Source organism: Klebsiella sp. 141240, from assembly GCF_050600805.1.
GTDB classification, from domain to species: domain Bacteria; phylum Pseudomonadota; class Gammaproteobacteria; order Enterobacterales; family Enterobacteriaceae; genus Klebsiella; species Klebsiella aerogenes.
This window is the reverse complement of sequence record NZ_JAQIRK010000001.1, coordinates 615,316-630,518: the sequence shown is the minus strand read 5'-3', so window position 1 is coordinate 630,518 and position 15,203 is coordinate 615,316. Positions and strand designations below refer to the sequence as shown.

General features: G+C 58.1%; 12 protein-coding genes. 7 read left to right on the top strand and 5 right to left on the bottom strand.

All coding sequences use genetic code 11. The features are described from left to right. On the top strand, positions 1 to 1,128 hold a 1,128-nt coding region (locus PGQ95_RS02990; protein WP_430916917.1), incomplete at its 5' end, for a sodium ion-translocating decarboxylase subunit beta. 197 nt (positions 1,129 to 1,325) lie between these two features. Then, on the top strand, positions 1,326 to 2,024 hold the full coding sequence (locus PGQ95_RS02985; RefSeq protein WP_430916915.1) for a hypothetical protein: 699 nt from the start codon (positions 1,326 to 1,328) through the stop codon (positions 2,022 to 2,024). A gap of 28 nt (positions 2,025 to 2,052) precedes the next feature. Here PGQ95_RS02985 and degS read toward each other — a convergent pair whose 3' ends face one another. The 3 genes from degS to zapG form a co-directional block, all read right to left on the bottom strand. After that, the gene (gene degS, locus PGQ95_RS02980) at positions 2,053 to 3,111 is read right to left on the bottom strand and encodes an outer membrane-stress sensor serine endopeptidase DegS (RefSeq protein WP_015703614.1); all 1,059 of its coding nucleotides are present in this window, start codon (positions 3,109 to 3,111) and stop codon (positions 2,053 to 2,055) included. An 87-nt stretch (positions 3,112 to 3,198) separates the two neighbouring features. Continuing rightward, positions 3,199 to 4,566 (bottom strand): serine endoprotease DegQ, encoded by a 1,368-nt coding sequence (gene degQ, locus PGQ95_RS02975; protein WP_045394989.1) that lies wholly within the window; start codon positions 4,564 to 4,566, stop codon positions 3,199 to 3,201. Positions 4,567 to 4,739: 173 nt separating this feature from the next. After that, positions 4,740 to 5,138 carry a Z-ring associated protein ZapG gene (gene zapG / locus PGQ95_RS02970; RefSeq protein WP_015703613.1) on the bottom strand — a complete coding sequence of 133 codons (399 nt, stop codon included), beginning with the start codon at positions 5,136 to 5,138 and terminating at the stop codon, positions 4,740 to 4,742. Between the two features lie 190 nt (positions 5,139 to 5,328). Here zapG and zapE point away from each other — a divergent pair, with 190 nt between their 5' ends. The 5 genes from zapE (at position 5,329) to sspB (ending at position 8,992) form a co-directional block, all read left to right on the top strand. Continuing rightward, the gene (gene zapE / locus PGQ95_RS02965) at positions 5,329 to 6,459 is read left to right on the top strand and encodes a cell division protein ZapE (protein ID WP_213793689.1); all 1,131 of its coding nucleotides are present in this window, start codon (positions 5,329 to 5,331) and stop codon (positions 6,457 to 6,459) included. Between the two features lie 247 nt (positions 6,460 to 6,706). Further along, on the top strand, positions 6,707 to 7,135 hold the full coding sequence (rplM, locus tag PGQ95_RS02960; RefSeq protein ID WP_002918559.1) for a 50S ribosomal protein L13: 429 nt from the start codon (positions 6,707 to 6,709) through the stop codon (positions 7,133 to 7,135). A gap of 15 nt (positions 7,136 to 7,150) precedes the next feature. Beyond that, positions 7,151 to 7,543 (top strand): 30S ribosomal protein S9, encoded by a 393-nt coding sequence (gene rpsI, locus PGQ95_RS02955; protein WP_000829818.1) that lies wholly within the window; start codon positions 7,151 to 7,153, stop codon positions 7,541 to 7,543. Between the two features lie 309 nt (positions 7,544 to 7,852). After that, positions 7,853 to 8,491 carry a stringent starvation protein SspA gene (gene sspA / locus PGQ95_RS02950; RefSeq protein ID WP_015369483.1) on the top strand — a complete coding sequence of 213 codons (639 nt, stop codon included), beginning with the start codon at positions 7,853 to 7,855 and terminating at the stop codon, positions 8,489 to 8,491. A gap of 3 nt (positions 8,492 to 8,494) precedes the next feature. Then, positions 8,495 to 8,992: a ClpXP protease specificity-enhancing factor gene (gene sspB / locus PGQ95_RS02945; protein ID WP_045394985.1), complete on the top strand. Its 498-nt coding sequence runs from the start codon at positions 8,495 to 8,497 to the stop codon at positions 8,990 to 8,992. A gap of 116 nt (positions 8,993 to 9,108) precedes the next feature. Here sspB and gltD read toward each other — a convergent pair whose 3' ends face one another. After that, the gene (gltD, locus tag PGQ95_RS02940) at positions 9,109 to 10,527 is read right to left on the bottom strand and encodes a glutamate synthase subunit GltD (RefSeq protein WP_045377999.1); all 1,419 of its coding nucleotides are present in this window, start codon (positions 10,525 to 10,527) and stop codon (positions 9,109 to 9,111) included. A gap of 9 nt (positions 10,528 to 10,536) precedes the next feature. Further along, entirely contained in the window at positions 10,537 to 14,997 is a 4,461-nt protein-coding gene (gltB, locus tag PGQ95_RS02935) for a glutamate synthase large subunit (RefSeq protein WP_430916912.1), read from the bottom strand. Positions 14,998 to 15,203: the final 206 nt, after the last annotated feature.

The following is a 15,203-nucleotide window of genomic DNA, read 5'->3' as shown; positions in this document are numbered from 1 at the left end:
GCCGGGCTGGCGCTGAGCGCGCTGGAAAACCTGCTGGCCCATCACGACCCGGTCCAGCTGGCGGTGATTGCCGCGAAGCTCAACTGCGCGCCGGATGTCCACGCCATCAAGGAGGCGCTGGCCCTGGCCCTGCCGTCGGTGCAGGGGCAGATGGAGACGCTGGCAGTGGACATGGGCTACTCCTCCGGGGTGCTGGCCATCTTCTATAAGGTGGCGATTGGCTCGGGTATCGCGCCGCTGGTGATCTTTATGGGCGTCGGGGCGATGACCGATTTCGGCCCGCTGCTGGCCAACCCGCGCACCCTGCTGCTGGGGGCGGCGGCGCAGTTCGGGATCTTCGCCACCGTGCTCGGGGCGCTGGCGCTGAACTACTTCGGCTTCATCCACTTCACCCTGCCGCAGGCGGCGGCCATCGGCATCATCGGCGGCGCCGACGGCCCGACGGCCATCTACCTGTCGAGCAAGCTGGCGCCGGAGCTGCTGGGGGCCATCGCGGTGGCTGCCTACTCCTACATGGCGCTGGTGCCGCTGATCCAGCCGCCGATCATGAAGGCGCTGACCAGCGACAAAGAGCGGAAGATCCGCATGGTGCAGCTGCGTACGGTGAGCAAACGCGAGAAGATCCTCTTCCCGGCGGTGCTGTTGCTGCTGGTGGCGCTGCTGCTGCCGGACGCCGCGCCGCTGCTGGGGATGTTCTGCTTCGGCAACCTGATGCGCGAAAGCGGCGTGGTGGATCGTCTGAGCGACACGGTGCAGAACGCGCTGATTAACATCGTCACCATCTTCCTCGGGCTGTCGGTGGGGGCCAAACTGGTGGCGGACAAGTTCCTGCAGCCGCAGACGCTGGGGATCCTGCTGCTGGGGGTGATCGCCTTCTGCGTGGGCACCGCCGCCGGGGTGATCATGGCGAAGCTGATGAATGTCTTCAGTAAACACAAGATCAACCCGCTGATTGGCTCGGCCGGGGTGTCGGCGGTGCCGATGGCGGCGAGGGTGTCCAACAAGGTGGGTCTGGAAGCGGACGGGCAGAACTTCCTGCTGATGCACGCGATGGGCCCGAACGTGGCCGGGGTGATCGGCTCGGCGATCGCCGCCGGGGTGATGCTCAAGTACGTGCTGGCGATGTAAGCCGGCATCCTTCCCGGATGGAGGCTGGCGCCTTATCCGGGCTACCGGTCCGCTCCGGTTTGTAGCCCGGTAAGCCAGCGCCACCGGGGAGAGGTTCCCGGATGTCGGCTGGCGCCTTATCCGGGCGACCGGTCCGCTCCGGTTGGTAGCCCCGGTAAGCGCAGCGCGAGCCGGGAATTTTCCCTGAGGAGGCTTTGATGAATGAAACGATAGCATTACGTCCTGCCAGCAGGTCATCGGCAAAAGAGGGAGTCGTTGATGACACCCTGGCGTCGCTGGAGGTGCTTGAACAACTGCACCCGGCGCTGAATCTGTTGGCGCACCCGTCAATCGACCATGGCAGCCATGATTTCTTTGTCTGTTGTTATGACGCGGGTGTACAGCATGCGCAGACCGGGGAGGATGAAACGGTAGCGGCGTTGCTGGGTTCGCGGACGCATGAGCAGCAAAGGAGCGGCCTGCTTTGCGCCGCCGCCGGGCATCTGGATGCGCTGCGCCAGCCGCTGACGCATAACCGTTTATGCGATCTGGCCGGGCAGATGTGCGCCAGCGTGGCGCAGGCTGATAGTGAATCGCGCAGCGGTTTCTACAGCGTACGCAGTATCTCGCTGCCGGTGTATCGACGATTGCTGCGGGACAGTCATTCGCACAGCGTTTGTTTACAGCAGTCGCTGCTGCATTTGCTGGCCTGGAAGAGTGAATCGCCGTGGGCGCGGCAGCAGGCGCAACGGCTGTTGTGGCAGGGCGGCGTTCTCGGCGAGAGAGGGGAGTTCGCGTTACTGACGCTGGATGATGAACTGCGGGAGCGGCAGGTCCGCTGGCCATCGTTGTGGTCGCTGCTGGCGGTGACCGGGTTTCTGGCCAGATTCCCGGCCGGGCCGCTGTTTGTTGATTAATCGCGCTCCGATAACGGAGCGCTAATCGTTAATTTGTCGCCGGATATTCCTGTACCGCCACGTGCAGGGTGATTTTCTTATCATCGCGCATGATGACCACCGGGATTTCTGAACCCGGGCGAATTTCTGCGACCTGGTCCATGGTTTCCAGCGCCGAAACCGCTGGTTTATCGTTCACCGAGATGATCACGTCATTAGCGCGGATCCCCGCCTGCGCCGCCGGGCCATCCGGGGCGACGTCATTGACGACGATCCCCTGGATCTGATCCATGCCGCCGCTCTGCGCATGCATCGGCGCGATCTCGCGGCCGCTGATCCCGATGTAACCGCGGATCACCCGGCCGTCACGGATCAGTTTATCCATGATCTTGGTCGCCAGCTGGAACGGGATGGCAAAGCCGATCCCTTCCGGCGTTTCGCCGTCATTGCTCTTATCGAATGACAGGGTGTTAATACCCATCAGTTCACCCAGCGAGTTGACCAGCGCGCCGCCGGAGTTGCCGTGGTTGATAGAAGCATCGGTTTGCAGGAAATTCTGCCGCCCGGTAGGGTTCAGGCCGATACGACCGGTCGCGCTGATGATGCCCTGGGTGATGGTTTGCCCGAGGTTATACGGGTTGCCTATCGCCAGTACTACATCGCCGATGTGTGGAACGCGTTTCGGGTTAATCGGGATGACCGGCAGGCCGCCGCTGGCGTTGATTTTGAGCACCGCCAGGTCGGTCAGGGTATCAGAACCGACCAACAGGGCTTCAAATACCCGTCCATCCTGCAAAGCGATGATTATCTGATCGGCATCGTTGATGACGTGCTTGTTGGTGAGGATATATCCGCGTTGGTCCATGATAACGCCGGATCCAAGCGTCAGCTGGTTATGGCTGGTGCTGTTCAGCGCGCGGTTATAGACGTTGACCACCGCAGGCGCGGCGCGTCTTACCGCAGCATTATAGCTGGCAGGCGATTCATCAGCGGTATCGCTCGGCGTCGCCGATGAGAGTTGCCACTGGCGCAGCGAAGGCATCGCCGCCAGCAGGATGCCGCCGACGATTAAACCGATAAGGACTGAACGTAAAAGCTTTCCTGGCATGATGCGAATATCGTTAATTAATGGGCAGGCGCAGCATAGCATGACTTATCCGGACATCGCACGACGCACGATGTCCGGAAGCAGCCGTCAGCGTAGCAGCAGATAAATGCTTTCGTTACCGCGCAGCACATTCAGCGCGATGACGGCCGGTTTGGTTTCCAGCACTTTACGTAGCTCGGCGATGGAACGCACGCGCTGGCGGTTGAGGCCGATAATCAGATCGTCTTTATGCAAGCCAACCTGCGCCGCCGCGCTGCCTTTATCGACGTTATCGATGGTCACGCCCTTAGTGCCGTCTTTCAGCTGGCCATCGCTTAGCGCCGCTCCCTGCAGGGCCGGGATAATCAGATCGGCGCTGGCGGTGGAAGAGGTGCTCTTATCCAGAGTGACTTCGACATCCAATGGTTTGCCGTCGCGCAGTAGCCCCAGTTTTACTTTAGTGCCAGGGGCGGTAGTGGCGATACGCGAACGCAGCTCGGCGAAGCTGCTTAGCGGCTTGCCGTTCATGCTGACGATAACGTCACCGGATTTAATCCCCGCTTTTGCGGAGCCGGAATTGGCCAGGACTTCGCTTACGAAGGCGCCGCGCTGAGCGTTGATGTTCATCGCTTTGGCGATATCCGCGCTCATTTCCATGCCTTTAATGCCCAGCAGGCCGCGTTTGATTTCGCCGTATTGAATAAGCTGATCGGCGAGGGTCTTCGCCATGTTGCTCGGAATGGCGAAGCCGATGCCGATGCTGCCGCCGCCCGGCGCCAGAATGGCGGTATTAATGCCGATAAGCTCGCCGTTGAGATTCAGCAGCGCGCCGCCGGAGTTGCCGCGGTTAATTGAGGCATCGGTCTGAATAAAGTTTTCCAGCCCTTCGAGATTAAGGCCGCTTCGGCCCAGCGCGGAGATGATGCCGGAAGTGGCGGTTTGGCCGAGGCCGAAGGGGTTGCCGACGGCAACGGCGAAATCGCCGACGCGCAGCTTGTCGGAATCCGCGATGGCGATTTGCGTTAAATTGCTGGGTTTTAAAACCTGCAGCAGGGCGATATCGCTCTGCTCGTCGCTGCCGACCAGTTTGGCATCGAACTCGCGGCCATCGTTCAACTGAATGCTGATTTTCTGCGCCTGGCTTATTACGTGGTTGTTGGTCAGCACGTAGCCTTTGGCGGCGTCGATAATCACCCCTGAACCGAGGCCTTCAAACGGCTGCGCCTGCTCTTGCGGCGCGTTATCGCCGAAGTATTTTTTCAGCTCTTCCGGCATATTCTGCACCGGCGAGGCGGTGCCTTCTACCTGCACGCTCACCACCGCAGGCAATACTTTTTCCAGCATCGGCGCGAGGCTCGGTAGCGCGCCCTGGCCTGGAACCTGGGTCGGCAGTGATGCCGCCGCCGGAGGCAGGACCGACAACGATAATCCAATGCTTAACGCTAACGCACTCAACAGCAAAGTCTGTTTCTTCATTAGATGCTGGCTCTCGTAACCTGAGGTGTATGGAAAAAACGTCCGAATGATTTGATGTTATTGAATTTTCGACCGGCTAACAATGCGGTCCGTGCTTAAATTGTAGCTGGGATGCAGGGGGAAGACGGGCGCGGAAGGCGCGCCCGGTAAATATTTTTACGCAGACAGCGGGATCAGTCGCGTTTCGCGCCACCGCGCAGCAGGCCGGATGCGCCTTCAGAATAATCGCGCGGCATCTGGACAGGCGCCTGATCGTTGCTGGCTTCGGACTCCGCCAGGCGATTGCGGAACGGATTAGCTTCCGCCATCGCGTCCGGCAACAGACTGCTGGAGCTTTTTGCCATGTGCTGATACAGCTGACGGTAGTCATCCGCCATGTTGTCCAGCAGTTCTGCGCTGCGCGCAAAATGGCTGACCAGCTCTTCGCGATACTCTTCAAGCTCTGCTTTATTCTTTTCCAGTTCGAACTGCAGCGCTTGTTGCTGACGCAATTTGCGGTTACCAAAACGCATGGCGACGGCACCGATGATGATACCGACGACTAATCCAATTAGCGCGTATTCCCAGGTCATGAACATCTCCCGTTGTTTTGTGGTTCCGTAGGGTGGCTGTTAGGCTCTCCGCCTGCGCCCGATAGTGCCACTATAACCGCTAATTCCACAGAAGTGGAATCCTGGCGTATCATCGCGTACTGTAGAACCGCCTTTTTTTCGTCAATCGTGCGTCACGGCGCCACGGTTTTCAAGGAATAACAATAAGATCATGCAAAGCCTGTCCCCAACATCGCGTTACCTTTTAGCTCTCAAAGAGGGCAGCCATCAACCTGACGACGTGCAACAAGAAGCGGTCAGCCGCCTCGATACCATCTATCGTGAACTGCAGGAAAAACCTGTAGCCGCAGCGCCCGCGGGCGGCGGTCTGCGGGCGAAATTCAGCAAACTACTCGGCAAGCGCGAACCGACGGCGGAAGCAACCGCCGTGCGTGGCCTGTATATGTGGGGCGGCGTGGGGCGCGGTAAAACCTGGCTGATGGATATGTTTTATCAAAGCCTGCCGGGCGAACGTAAACAGCGCCTGCATTTCCATCGCTTTATGTTGCGCGTGCACGAAGAGTTAACCACCCTGCAGGGGCATAGTGACCCGCTGGAGATCGTTGCCGATCGCTTTAAAGCGCAAACCGATGTGTTGTGCTTTGACGAGTTTTTTGTCTCCGACATCACCGATGCCATGCTGCTCGGCGGCTTAATGAAAGCGCTGTTCTCGCGTGGGATTACGCTGGTCGCTACCTCGAACATCCCGCCGGACGAACTCTACCGCAATGGTCTGCAACGCGCGCGTTTCCTGCCGGCGATAGACGCCATCAAACAGCACTGCGACATTATGAACGTGGATGCAGGGATTGATTACCGCCTGCGCACGTTGACCCAGGCGCATCTGTGGCTGTCGCCGCTCAATGGCGAGACCAGCCAGCAAATGGATAAGCTCTGGTTGGCGCTGGCGGGGGCCAAACGCGAGCAGATGCCGACGCTGGAAATTAACCACCGGCCGCTGCCGACGTTGGGCGTGGAAAACCAGACCCTGGCGGCGTCGTTTGACACCCTGTGCGTGGATGCGCGCAGCCAGCATGATTACATCGCGCTGTCACGCCTGTTCCACACCGTGATGTTGTTCGATGTGCCGGTGATGACGACGCAGCTCGAGAGCGAAGCGCGGCGTTTTATCGCGCTGGTGGATGAATTCTACGAACGCCACGTGAAGCTGGTGGTCAGCGCGGCGGTACCGCTGTATGAGATCTATCAGGGCGAACGCCTGAAATTTGAGTTCCAGCGCTGTTTATCGCGCCTGCAGGAAATGCAAAGCGAAGAGTATCTGAAGCAGCCGCACATGCCCTGAATCCAGCCTTCTTCTCACGCTGAGAAAAACCTGCTGCAAATCACATAAAGGGGTCGATCTTTGGCCCCTACTTCTCTATAATCTTGCGACCCCACGTTACGAGAAGGTTTTTTTTCCCGAAATCTTCTATGTGCTGGCATAGGCTATTCGAAGGGGTAGGTTTGCCGGACTTTGTCGTGTGAACCTCAACTGACTAAACGTTTGGGTGTTCACCAACGTGTAACTTATTTATTTGGGTAAGCTTTTAATGAAAACTTTTACAGCTAAACCAGAAACCGTAAAACGCGACTGGTATGTTGTTGACGCGACCGGTAAAACTCTGGGCCGTCTGGCTACTGAACTGGCTCGTCGCCTGCGCGGTAAGCACAAAGCGGAATACACTCCGCACGTTGATACTGGTGATTACATCATCGTTCTGAACGCAGAAAAAGTTGCTGTAACCGGCAACAAGCGCGAAGACAAAATGTACTACCACCACACCGGCCACATCGGTGGTATCAAAGAAGCGACCTTTGAAGAGATGATTGCCCGCCGTCCTGAGCGTGTGATTGAAATCGCGGTTAAAGGCATGCTGCCAAAAGGCCCGCTGGGTCGTGCTATGTACCGTAAACTGAAAGTTTACGCTGGTAACGAGCACAACCACGCGGCACAGCAACCGCAAGTTCTTGACATCTAATCGGGATTATAGGCAATGGCTGAAAATCAATACTACGGCACTGGTCGCCGCAAAAGTTCCGCAGCTCGCGTTTTCATCAAACCGGGCAACGGCAAAATCGTAATCAACCAGCGTTCGCTGGAACAGTACTTCGGTCGTGAAACTGCCCGCATGGTAGTTCGTCAGCCGCTGGAACTGGTCGACATGGTTGAGAAACTGGATCTGTACATCACTGTTAAAGGTGGTGGTATCTCTGGTCAGGCTGGTGCGATCCGTCACGGTATCACCCGCGCTCTGATGGAGTACGACGAGTCCCTGCGTTCTGAACTGCGTAAAGCTGGCTTCGTTACTCGTGACGCTCGTCAGGTTGAACGTAAGAAAGTCGGTCTGCGTAAAGCACGTCGTCGTCCGCAGTTCTCCAAACGTTAATTGTTTTCTGCTCACGCAGAACAATTTGCGAAAAAACCCGCTTCGGCGGGTTTTTTTATGGATAAAACGGCTGTTATCCACAAAGAAATGGCCTGTTCTTACCACTTTTTCAGCATTTCCAGAATACCCTCACCACAACGTCCGCAAAATCTGGTAAACTATCATCCAATTTTCTGCCCAAATGCTGGTGGTTGTTCATTTTTTAGTTAATCAATGAACATATCGTCGCCGTGCGAATGGGGTTTATACATCTGGCTGGCCATGCGTGGTCGGCAGCAGTAAAAATTCTGAATATACCTGGAGGTTTTCATGGCTGTCGCTGCCAACAAACGTTCGGTAATGACGCTGTTTTCTGGTCCTACTGACATCTATAGCCATCAGGTCCGCATCGTGCTGGCCGAAAAAGGTGTCAGTTTTGAGATAGAGCACGTGGAGAAGGATAACCCGCCTCAGGATCTGATTGACCTCAACCCGAATCAAAGCGTCCCGACGCTGGTGGATCGTGAGCTCACTCTGTGGGAATCCCGCATCATTATGGAATACCTGGATGAGCGTTTCCCGCATCCGCCGCTAATGCCGGTTTACCCGGTGGCGCGTGGTGAAAGCCGTCTGTACATGCAACGTATCGAGAAAGACTGGTATTCGCTGATGAATACCATCCAGACCGGTACCGCGGCCCAGGCTGATGCCGCTCGTAAGCAGCTGCGTGAAGAACTGCAGGCGATTGCGCCGGTCTTTACTCAGAAGCCTTACTTCCTGAGCGACGAATTCAGCCTGGTCGATTGCTACCTGGCTCCGCTGCTGTGGCGTTTGCCGGTTCTCGGCGTAGAACTGGTGGGTGCTGGCGCGAAAGAGCTTAAGGGCTATATGACTCGCGTCTTCGAACGTGATTCTTTCCTCGCTTCTTTAACTGAAGCCGAGCGTGAAATGCGCCTCGGCCGGGGCTAAATAATGGATGTATCACAGCTGACGCCGCGTCGCCCGTACCTGCTGCGGGCGTTCTATGAGTGGCTGCTGGATAACCAGCTGACTCCGCACCTGGTCGTCGATGTGACGCTGCCAGGCGTTCTCGTGCCGATGGAGTACGCTCGCGACGGCCAAATCGTTCTGAACATTGCGCCGCGTGCGGTGGGCAATCTGGAACTGGCGAATGACGAAGTGCGCTTTAACGCTCGCTTCGGCGGCGTACCGCGCAACGTTTCCGTGCCGCTGGCTGCGGTACTCGCTATCTATGCCCGTGAGAACGGCGCAGGAACGATGTTTGAACCTGAAGCGGCCTATGACGAAGATGTCAGCAGCCTCAACGATGATGACGTTGCGCCTGAGAGCGAAAACGAAACGGTGATGTCGGTGATTGATGGCGATAAGCCGGATAATCACGATGACGATCCTGACGATACGCCACCGCCGCCGCGCGGTGGTCGTCCGGCGCTGCGCGTTGTGAAGTAATTCCTGACAGGCCCTCCGGGGCCTGTTTTTTTTGCCCACGCTTAACCACGATCAAGCATAAAAAAGCCCGGTGGCGTTAACCATCGGGCTTTTATGCGCTGAGACTCAGGCTTTAATCAGACTTCAAGGTAATTGAGGATACCGTCCGCCGCTTTGCGGCCTTCGGCAATCGCCGTTACCACCAGGTCTGAACCGCGAACGATATCGCCGCCGGCAAAGATTTTCGGGTTGCTGGTCTGGAACGCGTTGTCGCTGCCTTCCGGGGCGATGATGCGGCCCTGAGAATCCAGCTCGACGCTATGCTTCGCCAGCCATTCCATGCTGTGTGGACGGAAACCAAACGCCATCACCACCGCGTCTGCGGGCACCACGTGCTCGGAACCGGCGACGATTTCCGCGCGGCGGCGGCCTTTCGCATCCGGCTGGCCCATTTCGGTGCGCGCCATTTTCACGCCGCACACTTTGCCGTTGGCGTTCACTTCCACGCCCAGCGGCTGGACGTTGAACTGGAATTCGACACCCTCTTCACGCGCGTTTTTCACTTCACGTTTGGAGCCTGGCATGTTTTCTTCGTCACGGCGATAGGCGCAGATAACGTGCGTCGCCCCCTGACGAACAGAGGTCCGCACGCAGTCCATCGCGGTGTCGCCGCCGCCGAGAACTACCACGCGTTTGCCTTCCATACTGACGAAGGGTTCGTGCGCCGTTTCGCCAAAGCCCATGATCTGTTTGGTGTTGGCGATAAGGAACGGCAGCGCGTCATACACGCCGTTGGCATCTTCGTTTTCCAGCCCGCCGCGCATGGACTGGTAGGTGCCCACGCCCAGAAATACCGCGTCGTATTCTTTCAGCAGATCGTCGAGCTGGACGTCACGACCCACTTCGGTATTGAGCCGGAATTCAATCCCCATGCCGGTGAAGATCTCGCGGCGGCGGGTCATCACCTCTTTTTCCAGCTTAAACGCCGGGATGCCGAAGGTCAGCAGACCGCCGATTTCCGGATGACGATCGAAGACGATCGCCTTCACGCCGTTGCGGGTCAGCACATCCGCGCAGGCCAGGCCTGCCGGACCGGCGCCGATAATGGCGACGGTTTTTCCGGTTTGCTTCACGCCGGACAAGTCCGGGCGCCAGCCCATCTCAAACGCTTTATCGTTGATATAGCGTTCAATGTTGCCGATGGTCACCGCGCCGAACTCATCGTTCAGGGTGCAGGAACCTTCGCACAGGCGGTCCTGCGGGCAGACACGTCCGCAGACTTCCGGCAGGGTGTTGGTCTGATGCGACAGCTCCGCCGCTTCAAAAATACGCCCCTCGTTGGCCAGTTTCAGCCAGTTAGGGATGTAGTTGTGCACCGGACATTTCCATTCGCAGTACGGGTTGCCGCAGGAGAGGCAGCGATCCGCCTGCGCCTTGGCCTGGCCTTCTGAAAACGGCTCGTAAATTTCTACAAATTCAATTTTACGGATCTTCAGCGGTTTCTTTGGCGGATCAACGCGCTGCAGGTCGATAAATTGGTATACGTTCTGACTCATCTTAACCCCTTACTGCGCCTGCACCCGCAGCTCAGCTGCGGAACGACTACGGTGACCCAACAGTGCTTTAACATCGCTGGACTTCGGTTTAACCAGCGTAAACTTCGCCGCGAAGGCCGGCCAGTTGGCGAGAATCTCTTCGCCGCGCTGCGAACCGGTAAGCTGGACGTGCTCGGTAATTAAGCCGCGCAGGTGCTCCTCATGGATAGCCAGCGTGTCCACGTCCAGAACTTCCACCAGTTCGGGGTTAACGCGTTTACGGAAGTCGCCATCTTCATCCAGGACGTAAGCAAAGCCGCCGGTCATACCTGCGCCGAAGTTCACGCCGGTTTTCCCCAGGATACAGACAATACCGCCGGTCATGTATTCACAGCCGTTGTCGCCGATGCCTTCCACCACAGTGATGGCGCCGGAGTTACGAACCGCAAAGCGTTCGCCCGCGCGTCCTGCCGCGTACAGACGACCGCCGGTCGCGCCATACAGACAGGTGTTGCCAATGATGCTTGCTTCATGGCTACGGAAGGCGGAGCCGACCGGAGGACGAATCGACAGCAGACCGCCCGCCATGCCTTTACCCACGTAGTCGTTGGCGTCGCCGGTCAGGTGCAGCTCAACGCCGCCGGCGTTCCAGACGCCGAAGCTCTGGCCCGCGGTACCGCTAAAGTGGGCGGTAATCGGGTCGGCGGCCAGCCCCTGGTCGCCGTGAGTCTGGGCGATATAACCGGACAGCGACGCCCCAACGGAACGGTCGGTGTTGCGAATATCGAACCAGAACGTTTTGCTCTGTTTGTTATCCACATACGGCTTCGCCTGCTGCAGCAGCTGCGCGTTGAGCACGCCGTTATCGAACGGCGGGTTGCTCTCGGTGCAGTACAGCGCCTTGCCTGGCAGCGGCTCAGCGGTTTCCAGCAGCTTGCCGAGCTCCAGTTTCTGCTGTTTCGCCGTAAAGCCTTCCAGTTCTTTCAGCAGGTCGGTGCGGCCGATCAGGTCCACCAGACGCTTCACGCCCAGCTGCGCCATCAGCTCGCGGGTTTCGCGGGCGATGAATTCAAAGTAGTTGGTCACTTTGAACGGCAGGCCGTGGTAGTGGTTCTTACGCAGTTTGTCGTCCTGGGTCGCCACGCCGGTGGCGCAGTTGTTCAGATGACAGATACGCAGGTATTTACAGCCCAGCGCGACCATTGGGCCGGTGCCGAAGCCGAAGCTTTCCGCGCCAAGGATCGCCGCTTTGATGATATCGAGGCCGGTTTTCAGGCCGCCGTCTACCTGCAGGCGAATTTTATGACGCAGACCGTTGGCGACCAGCGCCTGCTGGGTTTCCACCAGGCCAAGTTCCCACGGACAGCCGGCATATTTCACCGATGAGAGCGGGCTCGCCCCGGTGCCGCCATCGTAGCCGGCGATAGTGATAAGGTCTGCGTAGGCTTTCGCCACGCCGGTGGCGATAGTGCCGACACCCGGTTCGGAAACCAGTTTGACGGAAATCATCGCCTTCGGATTGACCTGCTTGAGGTCGAAAATCAGCTGCGCCAGATCCTCGATAGAGTAAATATCGTGGTGCGGCGGCGGGGAGATCAGCGTCACGCCCGGTACCGAATAACGCAGTTTGGCGATATAAGGCGTCACTTTGTCACCCGGCAACTGTCCGCCTTCACCAGGTTTCGCGCCCTGGGCGACTTTAATCTGGATCACGTCGGCATTCACCAGGTAGGCTGGGGTAACGCCGAAACGACCGGAAGCCACCTGCTTAATACGCGAGACTTTGTTGGTGCCGTAGCGCGCCGGGTCTTCACCGCCTTCACCGGAGTTGGAGAAGCCGCCGATGCTGTTCATCGCTTCCGCCAGTGATTCGTGCGCTTCCGGGCTCAGTGCGCCGATCGACATGGCCGCGGTATCGAAGCGTTTAAACAGCTCTTTCGCTGATTCCACCTCATTGATGCTTACGGCTTCATCGCCTGGGTTGAGCGCCAGCAGATCGCGCAGCGTGGCCGCCGGGCGTTCATTAACCAGCTTCGCGTATTCCTGATAATCACGGTATTCGCCGCTCTGAACCGCCTGCTGCAGGGTGCGAACGACGTCCGGGTTATAGGCGTGATATTCGCCGCCGTGGACATATTTCAGCAAGCCGCCCTGAGCCAGCGGTTTACGCGCCAGCCATGCGCGTTTCGACAGATTCAGCAGGTCCTGCTGGAAATCGTCGAAACCGGCGCCGCCGATGCGGCTCACTACGCCCTGGAAGCAGAGGTCGGCCACGTCGCGATGCAGACCGACCGCTTCGAACAGCTTCGAGCAGCGGTAGGAGGCGATGGTCGAGATCCCCATCTTCGACATGATTTTGTACAGGCCTTTGTTGATGCCGTTACGGTAGTTCAGCATCACCGCACGGTATTCTTTATCGATAGCTTTGCTATCTACCAGCTTCGCCAGGGTTTCATAAGCTAGATACGGATAGATAGCCGTCGCGCCAAAGCCCAGCAGCACCGCAAAGTGGTGCGGGTCTCGGGCGCTGGCGGTTTCGACGATGATGTTAGCGTCGCAGCGCAGGCTCTTATCGACGAGGCGCGTCTGGATGGCGCCAACGGCCATCGGCGCCGGTACCGGCAGACGATCTTTCGCGATGTTGCGGTCGGACAGCACCAGCAGTACGGTGCCGTTACGCACCATCTGTTCCGCTTTATCGCACAGCGCTTTTACCGTCTCGGCCAGCGTGGTTTCGTTGGCATCAAAGGTAATATCCAGGGTGTCGGCGCGATAGTGCTCCTCTTCCATGGTGGTCAGCTGTTTAAAGTCTGAGTACAGCAGGATCGGCGATTTGAAGCTCAGGCGGTGCGCCTGGCCTTCCGCTTCGCAGAAGACGTTCATTTCACGGCCGATACTGGTAGCCAGCGACATCACGTGCGCTTCACGCAGCGGATCGATAGGCGGGTTTGTCACCTGGGCGAACTGCTGGCGGAAATAATCGTAAATGATACGCGGCTGGCTGGAGAGCACGGCGAATGGGGTATCATCGCCCATCGAACCGACCGCTTCCTGGCCATTTTCCCCAAGGACGCGCAGGACGGAGTCCAGCTCTTCGGCGCTGTAGTTAAACTGTTTCTGGTAGCTGGCGAGCGTGTCATCATCCAACTGACGGCTGCCGACTTCTTCTTCCGGCAGGTCTTCGAACGGCACCAGACGGCGGACGTTTTTCTCCATCCACTCTTTGTACGGATGGCGGCTTTTCAGATCGTTATCGGTTTCCGCCGAGTGCAGAATACGCCCGCTGCGGGTATCGATGACCATCAGCTCGCCAGGCCCAACGCGGCCTTTTTCCATCACCTCATCCGGCTGGTAGTCCCAGATACCGACTTCAGACGCACAGGTGATGAGTTTGTCTTTAGTGATGACGTAGCGCGCCGGACGCAGACCGTTACGGTCGAGGTTACAGGCGGCGTAGCGGCCGTCGGACATGACGATGCCCGCCGGGCCGTCCCACGGCTCCATATGCATGGAGTTAAAGTCGAAGAACGCGCGCAGCTCCGGATCCATGTCCGGGTTATTCTGCCAGGCTGGCGGTACCAGCAGGCGCATCGCGCGGACGATATCCATCCCGCCTGCCAGCAGCAGTTCCAGCATATTATCCATCGAGCTTGAGTCAGAGCCGGTTTCATTGACGAACGGCGCGGCGTCATGCAGATCGGGGATCAGCGGGGTCTGGAATTTATAGGTACGGGCGCGGGCCCACTGGCGGTTACCGGTGATGGTATTGATTTCACCATTGTGCGCCAGATAGCGGAACGGCTGCGCCAGCGGCCAGCGCGGCACGGTATTGGTGGAGAAGCGCTGGTGGAACAGGCAGATGGCGGATTCCAGGCGCAGGTCCGCGAGGTCCAGGTAGAAGCGCGGCAGATCCGCCGGCATACACAGACCTTTATAGATATTAACCAGGTTCGACAGGCTACAAACGTAGAAATCTTTGTCTTCTTGCAGGCGCTTTTCAATGCGACGGCGGGCGATGAACAAACGGCGTTCCATATCGCGCGGACGCCAGCCTGCCGGGGCGTTAACAAAAATTTGTTCAATACGAGGCAGCGAGGAGAGGGCGATTTCACCGAGTACGCCTTCGTTAGTTGGCACATCGCGCCAGCCAACGATAGACAATGTTTCGCGTTGCAGCTCTTCTTCAACGATACGGCGCGCAGCGCTTGCCAGCTCGGGGTCTTTATTCAGGAACAGCATCCCGACGGCGTAGTTTTTGGCTAAGCGCCAGCCGCGCTCTTCCGCCACAATCCGGAAGAAACGATCGGGTTTTTGTAACAGCAGGCCGCAACCGTCGCCGGTTTTACCATCGGCAAGGATCGCGCCGCGGTGCTGCATTCGGGCCAGTGCGTGTATAGCGGTGCGCACTACCTTGTGGCTAGGTTCGCCTTCTATGTGGGCGATCAGGCCGAAACCACAGTTATCCCGCTCAAGGGATTTGTCGTACAACATATCAGTGAACCTCCCCAGGCTCTACGGGACGCCCCCTTAATCGATTGCGCGCAAGGCACAGCAAGAGCATGGCGACGGGGTAAGGGCATCTTTGCCTACCTCGCATTCGCCCTCTTTAAATCCTTTTCGCATCGGTACACAAGTTTGAGGACTTGCTATTAAGAGGGAATCTCAATTACTGCATAAATATGATGAGCAGAGCGCTC

What these genes read in the sequence shown, in the direction of transcription:
- PGQ95_RS02985 (WP_430916915.1), top strand. Translation starts at nt 1,326, where the DNA reads ATGAATGAAACGATAGCATTACGTCCTGCCAGCAGGTCATCGGCAAAA.
- degS (WP_015703614.1), bottom strand. Translation starts at nt 3,111, where the DNA reads ATGCCAGGAAAGCTTTTACGTTCAGTCCTTATCGGTTTAATCGTCGGC.
- degQ (WP_045394989.1), bottom strand. Translation starts at nt 4,566, where the DNA reads ATGAAGAAACAGACTTTGCTGTTGAGTGCGTTAGCGTTAAGCATTGGA.
- zapG (WP_015703613.1), bottom strand. Translation starts at nt 5,138, where the DNA reads ATGACCTGGGAATACGCGCTAATTGGATTAGTCGTCGGTATCATCATC.
- zapE (WP_213793689.1), top strand. Translation starts at nt 5,329, where the DNA reads ATGCAAAGCCTGTCCCCAACATCGCGTTACCTTTTAGCTCTCAAAGAG.
- rplM (WP_002918559.1), top strand. Translation starts at nt 6,707, where the DNA reads ATGAAAACTTTTACAGCTAAACCAGAAACCGTAAAACGCGACTGGTAT.
- rpsI (WP_000829818.1), top strand. Translation starts at nt 7,151, where the DNA reads ATGGCTGAAAATCAATACTACGGCACTGGTCGCCGCAAAAGTTCCGCA.
- sspA (WP_015369483.1), top strand. Translation starts at nt 7,853, where the DNA reads ATGGCTGTCGCTGCCAACAAACGTTCGGTAATGACGCTGTTTTCTGGT.
- sspB (WP_045394985.1), top strand. Translation starts at nt 8,495, where the DNA reads ATGGATGTATCACAGCTGACGCCGCGTCGCCCGTACCTGCTGCGGGCG.
- gltD (WP_045377999.1), bottom strand. Translation starts at nt 10,527, where the DNA reads ATGAGTCAGAACGTATACCAATTTATCGACCTGCAGCGCGTTGATCCG.
- gltB (WP_430916912.1), bottom strand. Translation starts at nt 14,997, where the DNA reads ATGTTGTACGACAAATCCCTTGAGCGGGATAACTGTGGTTTCGGCCTG.